At 59.8% G+C, this 15057-nt stretch carries 13 protein-coding genes; all 13 read left to right on the forward strand.

Features of this window, described 5'->3' with window-relative positions; translation table 11 throughout:
• The first annotated feature begins 2 nt into the window (after positions 1–2).
• From rsmH to ftsA, 13 genes are read left to right on the forward strand one after another with little or no spacing between them, the layout of a single operon-like run.
• Entirely contained in the window at positions 3–935 is a 933-nt protein-coding gene (gene rsmH, locus K787_RS0105880; protein ID WP_022961867.1) for a 16S rRNA (cytosine(1402)-N(4))-methyltransferase RsmH, read from the forward strand.
• A complete protein-coding gene (gene ftsL / locus K787_RS0105885) occupies positions 935–1243 on the forward strand; it encodes a cell division protein FtsL (RefSeq protein WP_022961868.1) in 309 nt (102 codons plus the stop codon). Before rsmH ends, ftsL begins: the two co-directional genes overlap by 1 nt.
• Entirely contained in the window at positions 1240–2973 is a 1734-nt protein-coding gene (locus K787_RS22320) for a peptidoglycan D,D-transpeptidase FtsI family protein (RefSeq protein ID WP_052185317.1), read from the forward strand. The genes ftsL and K787_RS22320 overlap by 4 nt, the downstream gene beginning before the upstream one ends.
• Positions 2973–4448 carry a UDP-N-acetylmuramoyl-L-alanyl-D-glutamate--2,6-diaminopimelate ligase gene (locus K787_RS0105895; RefSeq protein WP_028614652.1) on the forward strand — a complete coding sequence of 492 codons (1476 nt, stop codon included), beginning with the start codon at positions 2973–2975 and terminating at the stop codon, positions 4446–4448. Before K787_RS22320 ends, K787_RS0105895 begins: the two co-directional genes overlap by 1 nt.
• Positions 4441–5838 carry a UDP-N-acetylmuramoyl-tripeptide--D-alanyl-D-alanine ligase gene (locus tag K787_RS22325; protein ID WP_022961871.1) on the forward strand — a complete coding sequence of 466 codons (1398 nt, stop codon included), beginning with the start codon at positions 4441–4443 and terminating at the stop codon, positions 5836–5838. Before K787_RS0105895 ends, K787_RS22325 begins: the two co-directional genes overlap by 8 nt.
• Position 5839: 1 nt before the next feature.
• Positions 5840–6922 carry a phospho-N-acetylmuramoyl-pentapeptide-transferase gene (gene mraY / locus K787_RS0105905; protein ID WP_022961872.1) on the forward strand — a complete coding sequence of 361 codons (1083 nt, stop codon included), beginning with the start codon at positions 5840–5842 and terminating at the stop codon, positions 6920–6922.
• A 10-nt stretch (positions 6923–6932) separates the two neighbouring features.
• Complete coding sequence (gene murD, locus K787_RS0105910) at positions 6933–8282, forward strand: UDP-N-acetylmuramoyl-L-alanine--D-glutamate ligase (RefSeq protein WP_022961873.1); 1350 nt, start codon at positions 6933–6935, stop codon at positions 8280–8282.
• On the forward strand, positions 8279–9457 hold the full coding sequence (gene ftsW, locus K787_RS22330) for a putative lipid II flippase FtsW (protein ID WP_022961874.1): 1179 nt from the start codon (positions 8279–8281) through the stop codon (positions 9455–9457). Before murD ends, ftsW begins: the two co-directional genes overlap by 4 nt.
• A 4-nt stretch (positions 9458–9461) precedes the next feature.
• On the forward strand, positions 9462–10535 hold the full coding sequence (murG, locus tag K787_RS0105920; protein ID WP_028614653.1) for an undecaprenyldiphospho-muramoylpentapeptide beta-N-acetylglucosaminyltransferase: 1074 nt from the start codon (positions 9462–9464) through the stop codon (positions 10533–10535).
• Positions 10536–10569: 34 nt separating this feature from the next.
• Positions 10570–11979, forward strand: coding sequence for a UDP-N-acetylmuramate--L-alanine ligase (gene murC, locus K787_RS0105925; RefSeq protein WP_028614654.1), 1410 nt, complete (start codon positions 10570–10572; stop codon positions 11977–11979).
• On the forward strand, positions 11976–12896 hold the full coding sequence (locus tag K787_RS0105930) for a D-alanine--D-alanine ligase (RefSeq protein WP_022961877.1): 921 nt from the start codon (positions 11976–11978) through the stop codon (positions 12894–12896). The genes murC and K787_RS0105930 overlap by 4 nt, the downstream gene beginning before the upstream one ends.
• A gap of 10 nt (positions 12897–12906) precedes the next feature.
• Positions 12907–13773 carry a cell division protein FtsQ/DivIB gene (locus K787_RS0105935; protein WP_022961878.1) on the forward strand — a complete coding sequence of 289 codons (867 nt, stop codon included), beginning with the start codon at positions 12907–12909 and terminating at the stop codon, positions 13771–13773.
• A gap of 9 nt (positions 13774–13782) precedes the next feature.
• Positions 13783–15012, forward strand: coding sequence for a cell division protein FtsA (gene ftsA / locus K787_RS0105940; protein WP_022961879.1), 1230 nt, complete (start codon positions 13783–13785; stop codon positions 15010–15012).
• Positions 15013–15057: the final 45 nt, after the last annotated feature.

Here is a 15057-nt window from a genome sequence, read left to right on the forward strand (position 1 = left end):
TTATGGAAATTCTTTACGGACACGTCAGCGTATTGCTTGAGGAGGCCCTGGATGGTCTCGCGGTGCGCCCCGGTGGCTTATATATAGATGGCACTTTTGGCCGCGGCGGCCACAGCCGCGCGGTACTCGCCAGGCTCTCGGACGAGGGCAGGCTGATCGGCTTCGACAAGGACCCGGAGGCTATCCGGGTCGGTGAACAGCTGGCGGCCGAAGACGGCCGCTTTGTCGTTTTGCAAAGCTCGTTCGCCGATATGGCGCAGGAGCTGCGCCAGCGTGGGCTGCACGGCAAGGTGGATGGCGTACTGCTGGATCTGGGTGTGTCTTCTCCGCAGTTGGACGATGCCGAGCGCGGCTTCAGTTTTATGCAAGACGGCCCCTTGGATATGCGCATGGATCCGACCAGCGGCCAGAGCGCCGCCGAATGGATCAACAGTGCAGCCGAAGCCGATATCGCCACCGTACTCAAGGAATATGGTGAGGAACGGTTCGCCAAGCGCATGGCCCGTGCGGTGGTCGCCCGCCGCGCTGAGCAGCCCTTCACGCGTACTGGCGATCTGGCAGAGGTGCTCAAGGTAGCCAATCCTGCCTGGGAAAAGCACAAGCATCCGGCTACCCGCGCGTTTCAGGGTATTCGCATTTTTATCAACCGCGAGCTGGATGATCTGGCGGAGGGCCTCAAGGCCGCGCTCGACGTTTTGGCTCCGGGTGGGCGTCTGGCAGTGATCAGCTTTCATTCCCTTGAAGACCGTATGGTCAAGCTCTTTATGCGCCGCGAGGCCAAGGGTGCGCCTTTGCCGCGGGATCTGCCTATTCGCGATGCAGACATCCCGGTGAGCATCAATCTGGTGGGCAAGGCAATCAAACCGTCAGCAGCTGAAGTTGCAGCCAATCCGCGCGCCCGCAGTGCGGTGTTGCGCATAGCGGAGAAACGCTGATGAGCGCGCAATTGCCGCTGCTAGTCGAGCGTCACCGTTTGCCACGCAGTAGTGGCTGGCTGGCGATCGTCTGGGTGTTGATTGTGGTCAGCGCGCTCGCCGTGGCTTACAGCACGCATTGGAGCCGGGTCATGCTCAATGATCTGGCGGCGGAGATGTCCCAGCGCGAGAAGGCGCAGGCCGAGTGGGGGCGTCTGATTCTCGAGCAAAGCACCTGGACTGCGCACAATCGCGTCGAGTCGCTGGCTGCCAGCCAGTTGAACATGCGTGTGCCCGAGGCCAATGAAGTGATTTTGGTGAAGCCATGATGAAGCTCAAGCCTGGCATTACGCTGCCGCCATGGCGCTTTCTGGTGGTGATCGGCGTGCTGGCCGTGTGCTGCGTGGCCATCAGTTGGCGTATTGTTGAGCTGCATGTGCTGGACGACGGCTTCCTCAAGGGTGAAGGTGACAAGCGCAGCGTACGGCACACGGTTATTCCGGCCCATCGCGGCTTGATCACCGATCGCCACGGCGAACCCATGGCGGTCAGCACCCCGGTTCTGACGCTGTGGGCCAACCCCACACAGTTGATTGCGCATGAGGCACGCTGGACCGAGCTGGCGCGCGCGCTGGGTACTGATCCGGCAACCTTTGCCGAGCGCTTGAAAGCTAATGCGTCGCGCGAATTCATCTACTTGCGTCGGCACATGACTCCGCAGGATGGCGAAAAGGTCATCGCCCTCAAGGTGCCCGGCGTTTACAGCATCGAAGAATACCGGCGCTTCTATCCTACCGGCGAAGTGGCGGCGCATCTGGTTGGTTTTACCAACGTAGATGAAGCGGGTCAGGAGGGTCTGGAACTGACCTATAACGACTGGCTGAAGGGCGTTCCCGGAAAGCGTCAGGTGTTGCAGGATCGCCGTGGTCGCCTGATCAAGGATGTGCAAGTGGTCAGCAATGCGCGGCCGGGCAATGATCTGTCCCTGTCGCTGGATTTGCGCCTGCAATATATTGCCCACCGCGAACTGCGTGAGGCGCTTAAGCAGTTTGGCGCCAAGGCTGGCTCCGCCGTCCTGGTGGATATTCGCACTGGTGAAATTCTTGCCATGGCCAATCACCCCAGCTACAACCCGAATAATCGCTCCAATCTGAAGCCCGATATGATGCGCAACCGCGCGCTGATCGATGTATTCGAACCTGGTTCGCCAATCAAGACCTTTACCGTGGCGGCTGGCTTGATGAGTGGCCGTTACCAACCCACCACAGTGATGGATACCCGGCCCGGCACCATGCGCGTATCTACTCTGACGGTCAGAGATTTCCGCAATTACGGCATGCTCGACCTGTCCGGCGTGATCATGAAGTCGAGTAACGTAGGCGTGGTCAAGATCGCGCTGGATATCGGCGCGGAAAGCATTTTTGATCTGCTGCGCCAGCTCGGGCTGGGTGAATATACCGGGCTCGGCTTTCCTGGCGAAAGTACCGGCAGCATGCCCAATCACCGCCGCTGGCCGCAGGTGGAAACCGCCACGCTGTCCTATGGATACGGCTTGTCGGTGACCGCCACGCAGTTGGCCCATGCTTATGCAACGTTGGCCAATGGCGGCCGCAGCCTGCCGCTGTCGCTGCTCAAGGTCGATCAACCACCGGCCGGCGAACAGATTATTCCGGAAAATGTCAGCAAACAGCTGCTGACCATGCTCCGCGGTACCGTAGATGGCGAGGGCGGTACTGGCTCAAGGGCTCGGGTGCCGGGTTATCAGATTGGCGGCAAGACCGGCACCGTGCACAAGGCGGTTGGCGGCGGTTATGCCAAGGATCGCTACCGTTCGGTGTTTGCCGGTATTGGGCCTATCAGCAATCCGCGGTTTGCCGCGGTTGTGGTCATTGATGAGCCGAGCAAGGGCGAGTATTACGGCGGCCTGGTAGCAGCCCCGGTGTTCGGCGCAATCATGTCCGGCGCTTTGCGGCTGATGAATGTAACGCCGGACGATCTGCCGGCGCTGCAGCAGGTTGAGCTGCCACCCGTGAAGAAAGAACCGGGAGCCCGCGGATGATGAACCTTGCGCAACTCTTTCCGCAGTGGCAGGGCGAGCCGGTGATGATCGATAGCCTGGCCCTGGATTCTCGCCAGGTGAAGCCCGGCTGCCTGTTCCTTGCTGTGCCGGGTTTGAAACACGATGGCCGCCAGCATATTGCTCAGGCCCAGGCAGCTGGCGCGGCAGCCGTGGCCTATGAAGCTCAGGGCGCAGGGGATCTTGGCTGCAGTCTGCCAGCGCTGGCGATTGACGGTTTGGCGGGTCAATTGTCTGCTATCGCGGGCCGCTTCTACGGCAACCCAAGCCAGCAACTGCGCGTGGTGGGTATTACCGGTACCAACGGCAAGACCAGTGTCAGTCAAATGTTGGCGCAGGCGCTTGGCGCCCTCGGCGAGCCTTGCGGCGTTATCGGCACGCTGGGTAGCGGCATGCCTGATGCGCTGCTCGACCATGGAATGACCACGCCAGACGCCTTGCGCGTGCAACAGCAATTAGCGCAGCTGCGCAAGTTGGGCGCCAAAGCAGTGAGTATGGAAGTGTCTTCCCATGCACTGCAGCAGGGTCGTGTTGCTGCGGTGGATTTTGATCTGGGCATCTTTACTAACCTGAGCCGCGATCATCTGGATTATCACGGTGATATGGCCAGTTACGCTGCGGCCAAAGCGCTGCTCTTCGAGCGGCCATTGCGTGCGGCGGTGATCAATCTGGACGATCCGTTCGCTACGCAATTGCTCCCGCGCTGCACGGGCAAGGTTACTACCTACAGTCTGAACAACAGCCAGGCTGATATCCACTGTTCGGATATCCGTTATGACCAGCAGGGCATCATCGCTCAGGTGCATGTGGGCAGCCATGTAGGTGGCCATATGGGTGAAATCGTTGCGAGCCTCAGCACGCCGCTGCTTGGCGCTTTCAATCTGGCTAACCTGCTGGCGGTACTCGGCGGGTTATGCGCGCTAGGTGTGGCGGCAAAAGAGGCGCTGGCTGAATTGGCCAAGCTGCAAGCCCCGGCTGGTCGTATGCAGCGCCTTGGTGGCGACAACAAGCCGGTGGTGGTGGTGGATTACGCCCACACTCCGGACGCACTGGAAAAGGCGTTAACTGCATTGCGCGCTCATGCGCAAGGCAAACTCACCTGCGTATTTGGCTGCGGCGGCGACCGGGATGCTGGCAAACGCGCACTGATGGGCCGCGTTGCCGAGCAGGGCGCTGATCAATTGGTGGTTACCGATGACAACCCCCGCAGTGAGGCCTCCGCTAGCATCATCGAGCAGATCCTGCAGGGTATCGAGCAACCGCAGGCGGTCAGGGTGATTGCCAGCCGGGCTCAGGCAATCCACAACAGCATCACCCAGGCACAGGCCGGTGATCTGATTTTACTGGCCGGTAAGGGCCATGAGACCTATCAGGAGATTAATGGGGTGCGTCAACCTTTCAGTGACATCGAACAGGCCGAACGTGCCTTGCGGGAATGGGAGGCAGCCCATGCTTGAAGCCATGCAACTGTCGCAATTGCTCAAGCCGCTAGGTGCCAGCCTGGTCAGCGTCGATGCGCAGTTCGATAGCGTCAGCATCGATGCCCGTTATGTACGCCCCGGAGGGCTGTTTGTGGCCTTGCCGGGCGAGCGTGTCGATGGTCATGATTATCTGGCCCAGGCACGCGCCAACGGCGCAGCCGCCGCACTGGTGGCCCACGCAGTAGATGACCCGCTGCCGCAATTGCTGGTACACGACTGCCGCTACGCGCTGGGTCAACTGAGCGCCTTGGCGCGCGAGGCGTTCACCGGCCCGCTAGTGGCTATTACTGGCTCCAGTGGCAAGACCACGGTAAAGGAAATGCTCGCGGCTATTTTGCGTCAGCGGGCTAAGGATCAAGGCCGGGTACTGGCGACCCGCGGCAATCTGAACAACGAGCTGGGCGTACCGCTGACCTTGCTGGAGCTGGGCGCAGAGCATCAGTTTGCTGTGATTGAAATGGGTGCTGCCGAGCTGGGTGATATCAGTTACAGCATGGCGCTAGCCAAGCCCAACGTAAGCATACTGACCAACGCCGGCATGGCGCACGTTGGGCGTTTTGGCAGTCCAGAGGCGATCGCTCGGGCCAAGGGGGAGATCATTACCGACCTGACTGCCGAAGGGCAGGCGGTCATCAATCTGGACAGCCCCTGGTTCGAACAGTGGTATCAGCATTTGGGCAAGCGTAAGTCGCTGGCTTTCAGTTTAAGTAATCCGACTGCCGAGCTGCGTGCCGAATCGATTGAACTGGATGAACGTGGTTGTCCGGGCTTTTTGCTGGTCACCCCGCAAGGGTCGATCACCGTGCAACTGAATCTGCTTGGCTATCACAATATTGCCAATGCGCTGGCTGCTGCCGGTGCCGCGCAACTGCTCGGCACCGATCTGGAATTGATTCGTCGTGGCCTGGCGCGGGTGAAGCCAGTTGCCGGACGGGCATTCCCGATTGCGGGTGAGGCCGGTGCGCTGATTATCGATGATAGTTACAACGCCAACCCGGCATCGATGAAGGCCGCTATCGATATTCTGGCCGCGCTGCAGGGGCGTCGCATCCTGGTGCTGGGTGATATGGGCGAACTCGGCGAATGGGAGCAGGACAGTCATCGCGAGGTAGGTGCATACGCCCGCGAGATGGGACTTGATGCCCTGTATGCCGTAGGCCGGCTTTCCGCTTTGGCAGTGGACAGCTTCGGCGATGAGGCGCTGCTGTTCAGTAGCCGTGCCGATCTGGTCGAGGCGCTAAGGCCTGAGTTGGATGCTAACACCCGAGTACTGGTCAAAGGTTCGCGTAGCGCCGGTATGGAAGAAGTGGTCGCTGGACTGCAGGCGACACATCAATCCGACAATAACAACGATAAGGCCCGCTGATATGTTGCTGCTGCTGACCCAATACCTGCAACAGTTTTACACCGGATTTTCGGTGTTCCAGTACCTGACACTGCGCGGCATTCTCGGCGTGTTGACGGCGCTGGGCCTCGCGCTGTTTCTCGGTCCCTGGATGATCCGCACCCTGAGCTTTCGGCAGATTGGTCAGTCGGTGCGTAACGATGGCCCGCAGTCGCATTTGTCCAAAGCGGGCACGCCGACCATGGGCGGTGCACTTATTCTGATGGCAATAGGCGTCAGTACGCTGCTCTGGGCAGACCTGAGCAACCTGTATGTCTGGGTTGTGCTCGGTGTGACCTTTGCCTTTGGTGCAGTGGGCTGGGTCGACGACTACCGCAAGGTCGTGGAAAAGAATTCCCGCGGCCTGCCATCACGCTGGAAATATTTCTGGCAATCGGTATTTGGTTTAGCCGCTGCGGTGGTGTTGTACCTGGCTGCGGACACACCGGTAGAAACTACCTTAATAGTACCGTTCTTCAAAAACATCGAATTCCAGTTGGGCATCCTGTTTATCGTGCTCACCTATTTCGTGATTGTCGGTTCTAGCAACGCGGTCAACCTGACCGACGGCCTGGACGGCCTGGCGATCATGCCTACGGTCATGGTCGGCGGTGCGCTGGGGATCTTTGCATATTTATCCGGTAACGCGCGATTTGCCGAATACCTGCTGATTCCGTATGTCCCTGGCGCCGGCGAGCTGATTATTTTCTGTGGTGCTCTGGTTGGCGCTGGCCTGGGTTTCCTCTGGTTCAATACCTATCCCGCCCAGGTCTTTATGGGTGATGTCGGCGCGCTGGCGCTGGGTGCAGCGCTGGGCGTGATCGCCGTGATTGTCCGGCAGGAAATCGTACTTTTCATCATGGGCGGTATTTTCGTGGTGGAGACATTGTCAGTCATCGTCCAGGTCGCGTCGTTCAAGCTGACCGGGCGCCGGGTGTTTCGTATGGCGCCGATACACCACCATTTCGAACTGAAAGGTTGGCCGGAGCCGCGCGTGATTGTGCGCTTCTGGATTATTACCGTGATCCTGGTCTTGATCGGCCTGGCCACCTTAAAACTGCGTTGAGGATGACTTTGTGTCACTGATTACCACGGACAAACAACGGATCATCGTCGGCCTCGGGAAGACCGGGCTCTCGGTTGCCCGTTATTTGGCTGGCCGTGGTTTGCCGTTTGCCGTAGCCGACACGCGCGCGAACCCGCCTGGGCTGGATCAGCTCAAGCGCTTTGCCCCCATGGCTGATCTGCACCTGGGTGAACTGGACGCAGACCTGCTATGCAAAGCATCGGAGCTGGTCGTCAGCCCCGGTATCGCGCTCTCAACGCCCGCTCTGCTGCAAGCCAGTGCTGCTGGTGTGAGCTTGATCGGCGATATTGAACTGTTCGCCCGCGAGGCGCATGCGCCGATCGTGGCGATTACCGGCTCGAATGCGAAAAGCACCGTAACCACGCTGGTTGGCGAGATGGCCGCCGCCGCAGGCAAACATGCTGCGGTGGGCGGCAATCTGGGTACTGCTGCGCTGGATCTGCTCGACGAAAAGGCGGATCTGTACGTGCTCGAGTTATCCAGCTTCCAGCTGGAGACCACCGACAGACTCAATGCCGAAGTGGCCACGGTGCTGAATATCAGTGAAGACCATATGGATCGTTATCCGAACTTGTTGGCCTATCATCAAGCCAAGCACCGTATATTCCGTGGCGCACGGCAAGTGGTGGTAAACCGCGATGATGATCTGTCGCGTCCGTTGGTTGCCGACCAGTTGCCATGCTGGACATTCGGCCTGTCGCGCCCGGATTTCAAAGGCTTTGGGTTGATTGAAAAAGACAGCCAAACCTGGCTGGCGTTTCAATTTGAGGCGCTGATGCCGGTCGCCGAACTGAAGATAAAAGGCGCCCACAATCAAGCCAATGCGTTGGCGGCGCTGGCACTGGGGCACGCGGTGGGGCTGCCTAGGCCAGCCATGCTTGAGGCTCTGCGTCAGTTTGCTGGTTTGCCGCACCGCTGTCAGTGGGTAGGGCAGCACAATGGAGTCGATTTCTACAACGATTCCAAAGCCACCAACGTCGGCGCGGCACTGGCCGCTATCAGCGGTTTTGCCGCCGAAACCGCCGGTAAGCAAGTATTGATCGCCGGTGGCGATGGCAAGGGTGCGGACTTCTCGCCGCTGCTGCCGGCCGTTCAGCAACACTGCCGTGCCGTCATCCTGTTGGGGCGCGATGCGCCACTGCTGGAAAATGCGTTGGCTGGCAGCGTGCCGCTGATACGCGTGACCAATCTGGACGAGGCGGTCGCAGCCGCAGCTCAAGCAGCGCAGCCCGGCGATATGGTGCTGCTGTCGCCTGCCTGTGCCAGCCTGGACATGTTCCGCAACTTCGAAGAGCGCGGCGAGCTATTCGCCAGTGCTGTCGGGAGGTTGCCAGCATGATCGGACTCTCCGCGCTCAGGGAATCTGCCGCACCTCTGGTTGGCCAGCGCCGCTTCGATATGGATATGCCGTTGCTGATCGCTGCTATGTGCCTGCTCGGGCTTGGCTTGGTCATGGTGTCTTCTGCGTCAATGGAAGTCGCCGCCGGCCAGTTGGGCAACCCGTTGTTCTACATGATTCGCCAGGTCATCTACCTGGTGATCGGGCTTGGCGCACTGGTGTGTGTGCTCTCAGTGCCGATCAAACTGTGGGAGCAATTCCGCTTTCCGCTGCTGTTCCTTGGCTTCGCGCTGCTGATTGCCGTCCTGATTCCTGGTATCGGGCGTGAAGTGAACGGCAGCTGGCGCTGGATCGCCGTTGGGCCAATCAACGTGCAGCCTTCGGAGCTGGCCAAGCTCTTTGCCGTGGTGTTTCTGGCTGGTTACCTGGTGCATCGTCAGGAAGAAGTCAAAGAAAGCCTCTGGGGCTTCGTCAAACCCTTTATGGTGCTGTTCCCCATGGCCGGTTTGCTGATTGTCGAGCCAGATTTTGGCGCAACCGTGGTATTGATGGGCGCAGCGATTGGCATGTTGTTTCTGGGTGGCGTCGGTCTGTTCCGCTTTATTACGCTGTTTGGTTCGTTGGCGGCCGCCGGTGGGCTGTTGATACTGAGTGCGCCCTACCGGTTGCAGCGTCTGACCGGCTTCCTCAATCCCTGGGAAGACCCGTTCGGCAGCGGCTACCAGTTGACCCAGGCGCTGATTGCGTTTGGCCGTGGTCACTGGCTCGGCGTGGGCCTGGGCAACAGCGTGCAAAAGCAGTTTTACCTGCCTGAAGCGCACACCGATTTTGTCTTCGCGGTGCTCGCCGAAGAGCTGGGCATGATCGGTGCGCTTGGCGCCTTTGCGCTGTTGGTCTTCGTCGCGGTGCGCAGCTTGTATATCGGTTTGTGGGCTGAGCGGGCTGGCCGGCTGTTCCCGGCTTACCTGGCCTACGGCCTGTCGATTATGTGGATTGGCCAGATTCTGATCAATGTCGGGGTAAATGTTGGCCTATTGCCGACCAAGGGGCTGACGTTGCCGTTCCTGAGTTACGGCGGCAGTTCGCTGGTGGTCTGCTGTATCAGCCTGGGCATTCTGCTGCGGATCGACTGGGAACGCCGTCAGGCGCAACGGGAGGCCGGCAATGGGCAATAACACAATGAACCATAACGTGCTGATCATGGCCGGCGGTACTGGCGGGCATGTATTCCCGGCGCTGGCCTGTGCGCGACTGTTTGCCGAGCAGGGCTATACCGTGCACTGGCTGGGGACTCGCCGGGGTATTGAAGCCGAGCTGATTCCTGCTGCAGGCATCCCAATTCATTACATCGATGTGCAAGGTTTGCGTGGTAAAGGCAAATTAGGTCTGCTCAAGGCGCCATTCCAGCTGCTGCGTGCGTTGGCGCAGTCACTGCGTCTAGTCAGCGAGCTCAAGCCGGTATGCGTACTCGGTGCGGGTGGCTATGTCACCGGCCCGGGTGGGCTGGCAGCCTGGTTGAAGCGTATTCCCTTGGTGATCCACGAGCAGAATGCGTTGGTCGGTACCGCCAATCGGCTGCTCGCCCATCTGGCTGCGCGGCGTTGTGAAGGCTTCCCCGGTAGCTTTGCCGATGACGCCAAGCGCCGTAGCACCGGTAACCCGGTGCGTGAAGAAATTACGCAAGTACCCGACATGCGCTGGAACGGTGATCGTCGGTCGCGTCTGTTGGTGCTGGGTGGCAGTCTCGGCGCTTTGCCGCTGAACACCCTGTTACCCCAGGCGGTAGATGCGTTGGCGACTGAGCAGCGTCCTGAGGTCTGGCACCAGAGTGGCAAACACCATGTCGAGCTGACCCAGCAGGCCTATCAATCAGCCGGCATCGCTGCCCGCGTCGAGCCCTTTATTGCCGACATGGCCGCTGCCTACAGCTGGGCTGATCTGGTGGTCTGTCGCGCTGGCGCCTTGACCGTTTGCGAACTAGCAGCCGCCGGTCGCCCAGCGTTGCTGATTCCGCTGCCGCACGCGATTGATGATCACCAAAGCGCCAATGCCCGTTATCTGGCCAGCCGCGATGCTGCGATATTAATGCCGCAGGCCAGTCTGACCGGCGCACTGCTGGCAGAACAGATGAATACTCTTTTTTCCCAACCGGAGACGCTGCAAGCGATGGCTCAGAACGCACGCCGCCAGGCCACACCCAATGCTACCGCGGATGTTGTTCGCGCCTGCCTGGAGGTTGCCCGTGATCACTAAGACCCGCCAGAAAGCCACGTTCAGCTTGCCGGAAATGCGCCGCATTCGTCGGATCCACTTCGTGGGTATCGGCGGTGCCGGCATGTGCGGTATTGCCGAGGTGTTAATGAACCTGGGCTATGAAGTCTCGGGCTCGGACCTCAAGCGTTCAGCAGTCACGGATCGGCTAGAAAGCTTCGGCGCGCGCGTCGATATCGGTCATCGTCCAGAGAATCTGCAGAATGCCGACGTACTGGTGGTCTCCAGCGCGATCAATACCAGTAACCCGGAAGTGGCTGCGGCCATGGAAAAACGCATCCCGGTAGTGCCGCGCGCAGAGATGCTGGCCGAGCTGATGCGCTATAGGCATGGCATCGCCGTGGCAGGCACGCACGGCAAGACCACCACCACCAGCTTGATCGCATCGGTGCTGGCGGCAGAAGGTATGAGCCCGACGTTCGTGATTGGTGGCCGTCTGACCAGTGCCGGTACCAATGCCCAGCTAGGTGAAAGCCGCTACCTGGTGGCCGAAGCGGATGAAAGCGATGCTTCCTTCCTGCACCTGCAGCCGATGGTCGCGATTGTTACCAATATCGACGCCGACCACATGGCCACGTACGAAGGTGATTTCAATCGCCTGAAAAGGACCTTCGTCGAGTTCCTGCACAACCTGCCTTTTTACGGTCTGGCTGTACTCTGTATTGATGATCCCGTGGTGCGTGAAATTCTGCCGCAGATCAATCGCCAGGTGATCACCTACGGCCAGTCTGAAGACGCCGATGTGCGCGCTATCAATATTCATCAGCAAGGTATGCAGACGCATTTCACTGCGGTACGCGAAGGGCATGACGACCTCACCGTGTCGGTCAATATGCCGGGTGTGCACAACGTATTGAACGCCCTGGCTACCATCGCCGTGGCCACCGATGAGCTGGTCAGCGATGCGGCCATCATCAAGGGCTTGACCGGTTTTGAAGGCGTTGGCCGGCGGTTCCAGGTGTATGGCGACTACCCGCTGGGTAATGGCGAGATCATGCTGGTTGACGACTATGGCCATCATCCACGCGAAGTGGCTGCGGTGATCAAGGCGGTACGCGCCGGGTGGCCTGAGCGGCGGTTGGTGATGATCTACCAGCCGCACCGGTTCAGTCGTACCCATGATTTGTACGAAGACTTCGTCCAGGTGCTGGCCGAGACCAATGCATTGCTGTTGATGGAAGTCTATCCGGCGGGCGAAGAACCGATCCCCGGCGCTGACAGCAAGCACTTGTGCCGCAGCATCCGTCAGCGCGGTCATCTGGATCCGATTTACGTCGAGCGCGATGCGGATGTGATGCCACTACTCGAAGCCGTATTGCAGCCTGGCGACATCCTGCTAACCCAGGGCGCGGGTGATATCGGCGGCCTGGCCGTGCAGTTGGCCGAGGCACTGCACCAGCTCAACGGTCGCGGAGGTGAAGCATGACAATCGACGTGCAAGCGCTGGGTAAAGTAGCTGTGCTCTTTGGTGGCCGATCTGCCGAACGCGCGGTGTCGCTTAAATCTGGCAACGCGGTGCTGGAAGCGTTACTGGGCGCCGGTGTGGATGCCTACGGTATCGATGCCGGTGCGGATTTGGCTGAGCAACTGATCAAGCAACGGCCCGACCGTGTGTTTATCGCGCTGCATGGCCGGGGTGGCGAAGACGGCAGCCTGCAGGGTCTGCTGGAAAGCTTGCAACTACCCTATACCGGCAGTGGCGTCATGGCCTCTGCGCTGGGCATGGACAAACTGCGCACCAAGTTGGTGTGGCAAAGTCTGGGCTTGCCGACGCCAGCCTACGGCGTATTGCGCGAGCAGGCCGACTGTCAGGCGATTATTGATCGGTTGGGTGCCCCATTGATCGTCAAGCCGATTCACGAAGGCTCCAGCATCGGCATGGCGAAAGTCGATAGCGTGACGCAGCTTGAGCAGGCCTGGGCCGACGCGCAGCAGTACGACGACGTCGCGCTGGTTGAACAATGGATCACCGGGGCTGAATTCACCGTGGCGATTCTCGATGGCAAGGCGCTGCCGGCGATTCGTTTGCGCACCCCGCATACCTTCTATGACTACGAAGCCAAGTATCTGACCAACGATACCCAATATATCTGCCCCTGCGGCTTGAGCGAAGAGCGCGAGGCGGAACTTGGTGACTTGTGCCTGCAAGCCTTCAATGCTGTCGCCTGCCGTGGTTGGGGACGAGTGGATGTAATGCAGGATGAAGCGGGTCAGTTCTATCTGCTGGAGGTTAATACTGTGCCCGGCATGACCGATCACAGCCTGGTGCCGATGGCCGCCGCTGCGGCCGGTATGACGTTCACCGACCTGGTGCTGGCGATACTCGCCAGCGCCCGTTACTGAGGATAACCCAATGCTCGGGGCGATGATCAGAGACCCACGTGCCGGCAAGGCCACGACCAGACGCGCTGCGTCCAGTCGTGGCGCTGTGCGTGTGTCTCAGCCAACCCCGCGTAGCTGGCCAAGCCTGTCGCTGCGTTGGCCATCCCTGGACGGCGCCTTTACCCGCGCCCAACAGCTGCTCTGGCCAGTGGTGCTGCTGGCGCTGGGTATCGGCCTTTACGAGTTGGGCAGCCGTCTGTGGCCGCTGGCTGACCGGCCGATTGACCTGGTCAGCGTGCAGGGCGAGTTGCAATACATTGATCCGACGTCCGTGCAGGCGGTTATCCAGCCGTACCTGAACGAGAGCTTTCTGGGCATAGATCTGGGCGCCATGCGGGGCGACCTGGCAGCTATGCCTTGGGTGGCGAACGTTTCGGTCACGCGGGTCTGGCCTGATCAGTTGATCGTGCATCTGGATGAACAGATGCCGATTGCACGTTGGGGTGACAGTGCGCTGTTGAACAACGCCGGCAAGGAATTCAGTCCCGAGGACATCAGCCGCTTTTCTGACCTGCCGCAACTCTCTGGTCCGCAGCGTGCGCAGCGCCGGGTCATGCAGTATTACCAGCAGTTCAATCGTCTGCTGAGACCCTATGGGCTGGGCGTGGCCGAGCTGGAGTTGCGCGATCGCGGCAGTTGGTTTCTGACCACTCAGGACGGCATGCAGGTGCTGCTGGGGCGGGACAAATTGGTAGACAAGATGCAACGGTTTCTGACCATCGATCAGCACATGCTGTCCGAGCATCGGGAACAGATAGCGCGGGTTGATCTGCGTTATAGCAATGCAATGGCAGTGGCCTGGCGCGAGCCGGCCGCACAAGCTTCAACGGGGGAGTAACCGGATCTTATGGCAAGCAAGCAGGGTAGCAGGATGATTGTCGGGCTCGATATCGGCACAGCCAAGGTCGTTGCACTGGTCGGTGAGATCGGCGCAGACGGCGTATTGGAAATTGTCGGTATCGGCTCGCACCCTTCACGCGGCTTGAAGAAGGGTGTGGTGGTGAATATTGAATCCACTGTGCAATCCATTCAGCGCGCTATCGAAGAGGCTGAATTGATGGCCGGTTGCCAGATTCACTCAGTGTTTGCGGGTATTGCTGGCAACCATATCCGTAGCCTGAACTCCCACGGCATCGTCGCCATTCGCGACCGTGAAGTGGCGCAGGCGGATATCGAGCGGGTATTGGATGCCGGCCAAGCGGTCGCCATTCCGGCGGACCAGAAGGTGCTGCACATCTTGCCGCAGGAATACGTGATTGATAACCAGGAAGGCGTACGCGAGCCGCTGGGAATGTCCGGCGTGCGGCTGGAGGCCAAGGTGCATCTGGTCACCTGCGCGCTGAACGCGGTGCAGAACATTGAGAAATGTATCCGTCGCTGCGGCCTGGAAGTTGAGGATGTGATCCTCGAGCAACTGGCCTCCAGTTACGCGGTATTGACCGAAGACGAGAAAGAGCTGGGCGTGTGCATGGTCGATATCGGCGGTGGCACTACCGATATCGCCATCTTCACCGAAGGCGCGATTCGTCACACCGCCGTGATCCCGATTGCCGGTGATCAGGTCACCAACGACATCGCCATGGCGCTGCGTACACCGACCCAGTACGCCGAAGAAATCAAGATTCGCTATGCCTGCGCCCTGGCCAAACTGGCCGGGCCGGAAGAAACCATCAAGGTACCCAGTGTTGGCGAGCGGCCGCCACGGGATCTGTCCCGCCAGGCGCTGGCTGAAGTGGTCGAGCCACGTTACGACGAGCTGTTCACGCTGATTCAGGCTGAGCTGCGGCGTTCTGGGTTTGAAGACATGATTCCTGCGGGCATCGTCTTGACCGGCGGCACCTCGAAGATGGAAGGCGCAGTCGAACTGGCCGAGGAAATCTTTCACATGCCGGTACGCCTGGGTATGCCGCAGGAGTTCAAGGGTTTGACCGATGTAGTGCGCAATCCAATTTACGCGACCAGCGTCGGCCTGCTGCACTACGGCAATCGCCACCATGCGTTGGCGGCAAGCAGTTCAGAACAGAGTAAGGAATCCGCGCTGGTGCGTATCAAGCGCTGGTTCAAGGGCAATTTTTAATAGACCTGCTTTTAAGCGGGCAAGGCCTCGCGCAAGCGAGCAAAC

The organism is Halopseudomonas pelagia CL-AP6, assembly GCF_000410875.1.
GTDB lineage: Bacteria > Pseudomonadota > Gammaproteobacteria > Pseudomonadales > Pseudomonadaceae > Halopseudomonas > Halopseudomonas pelagia.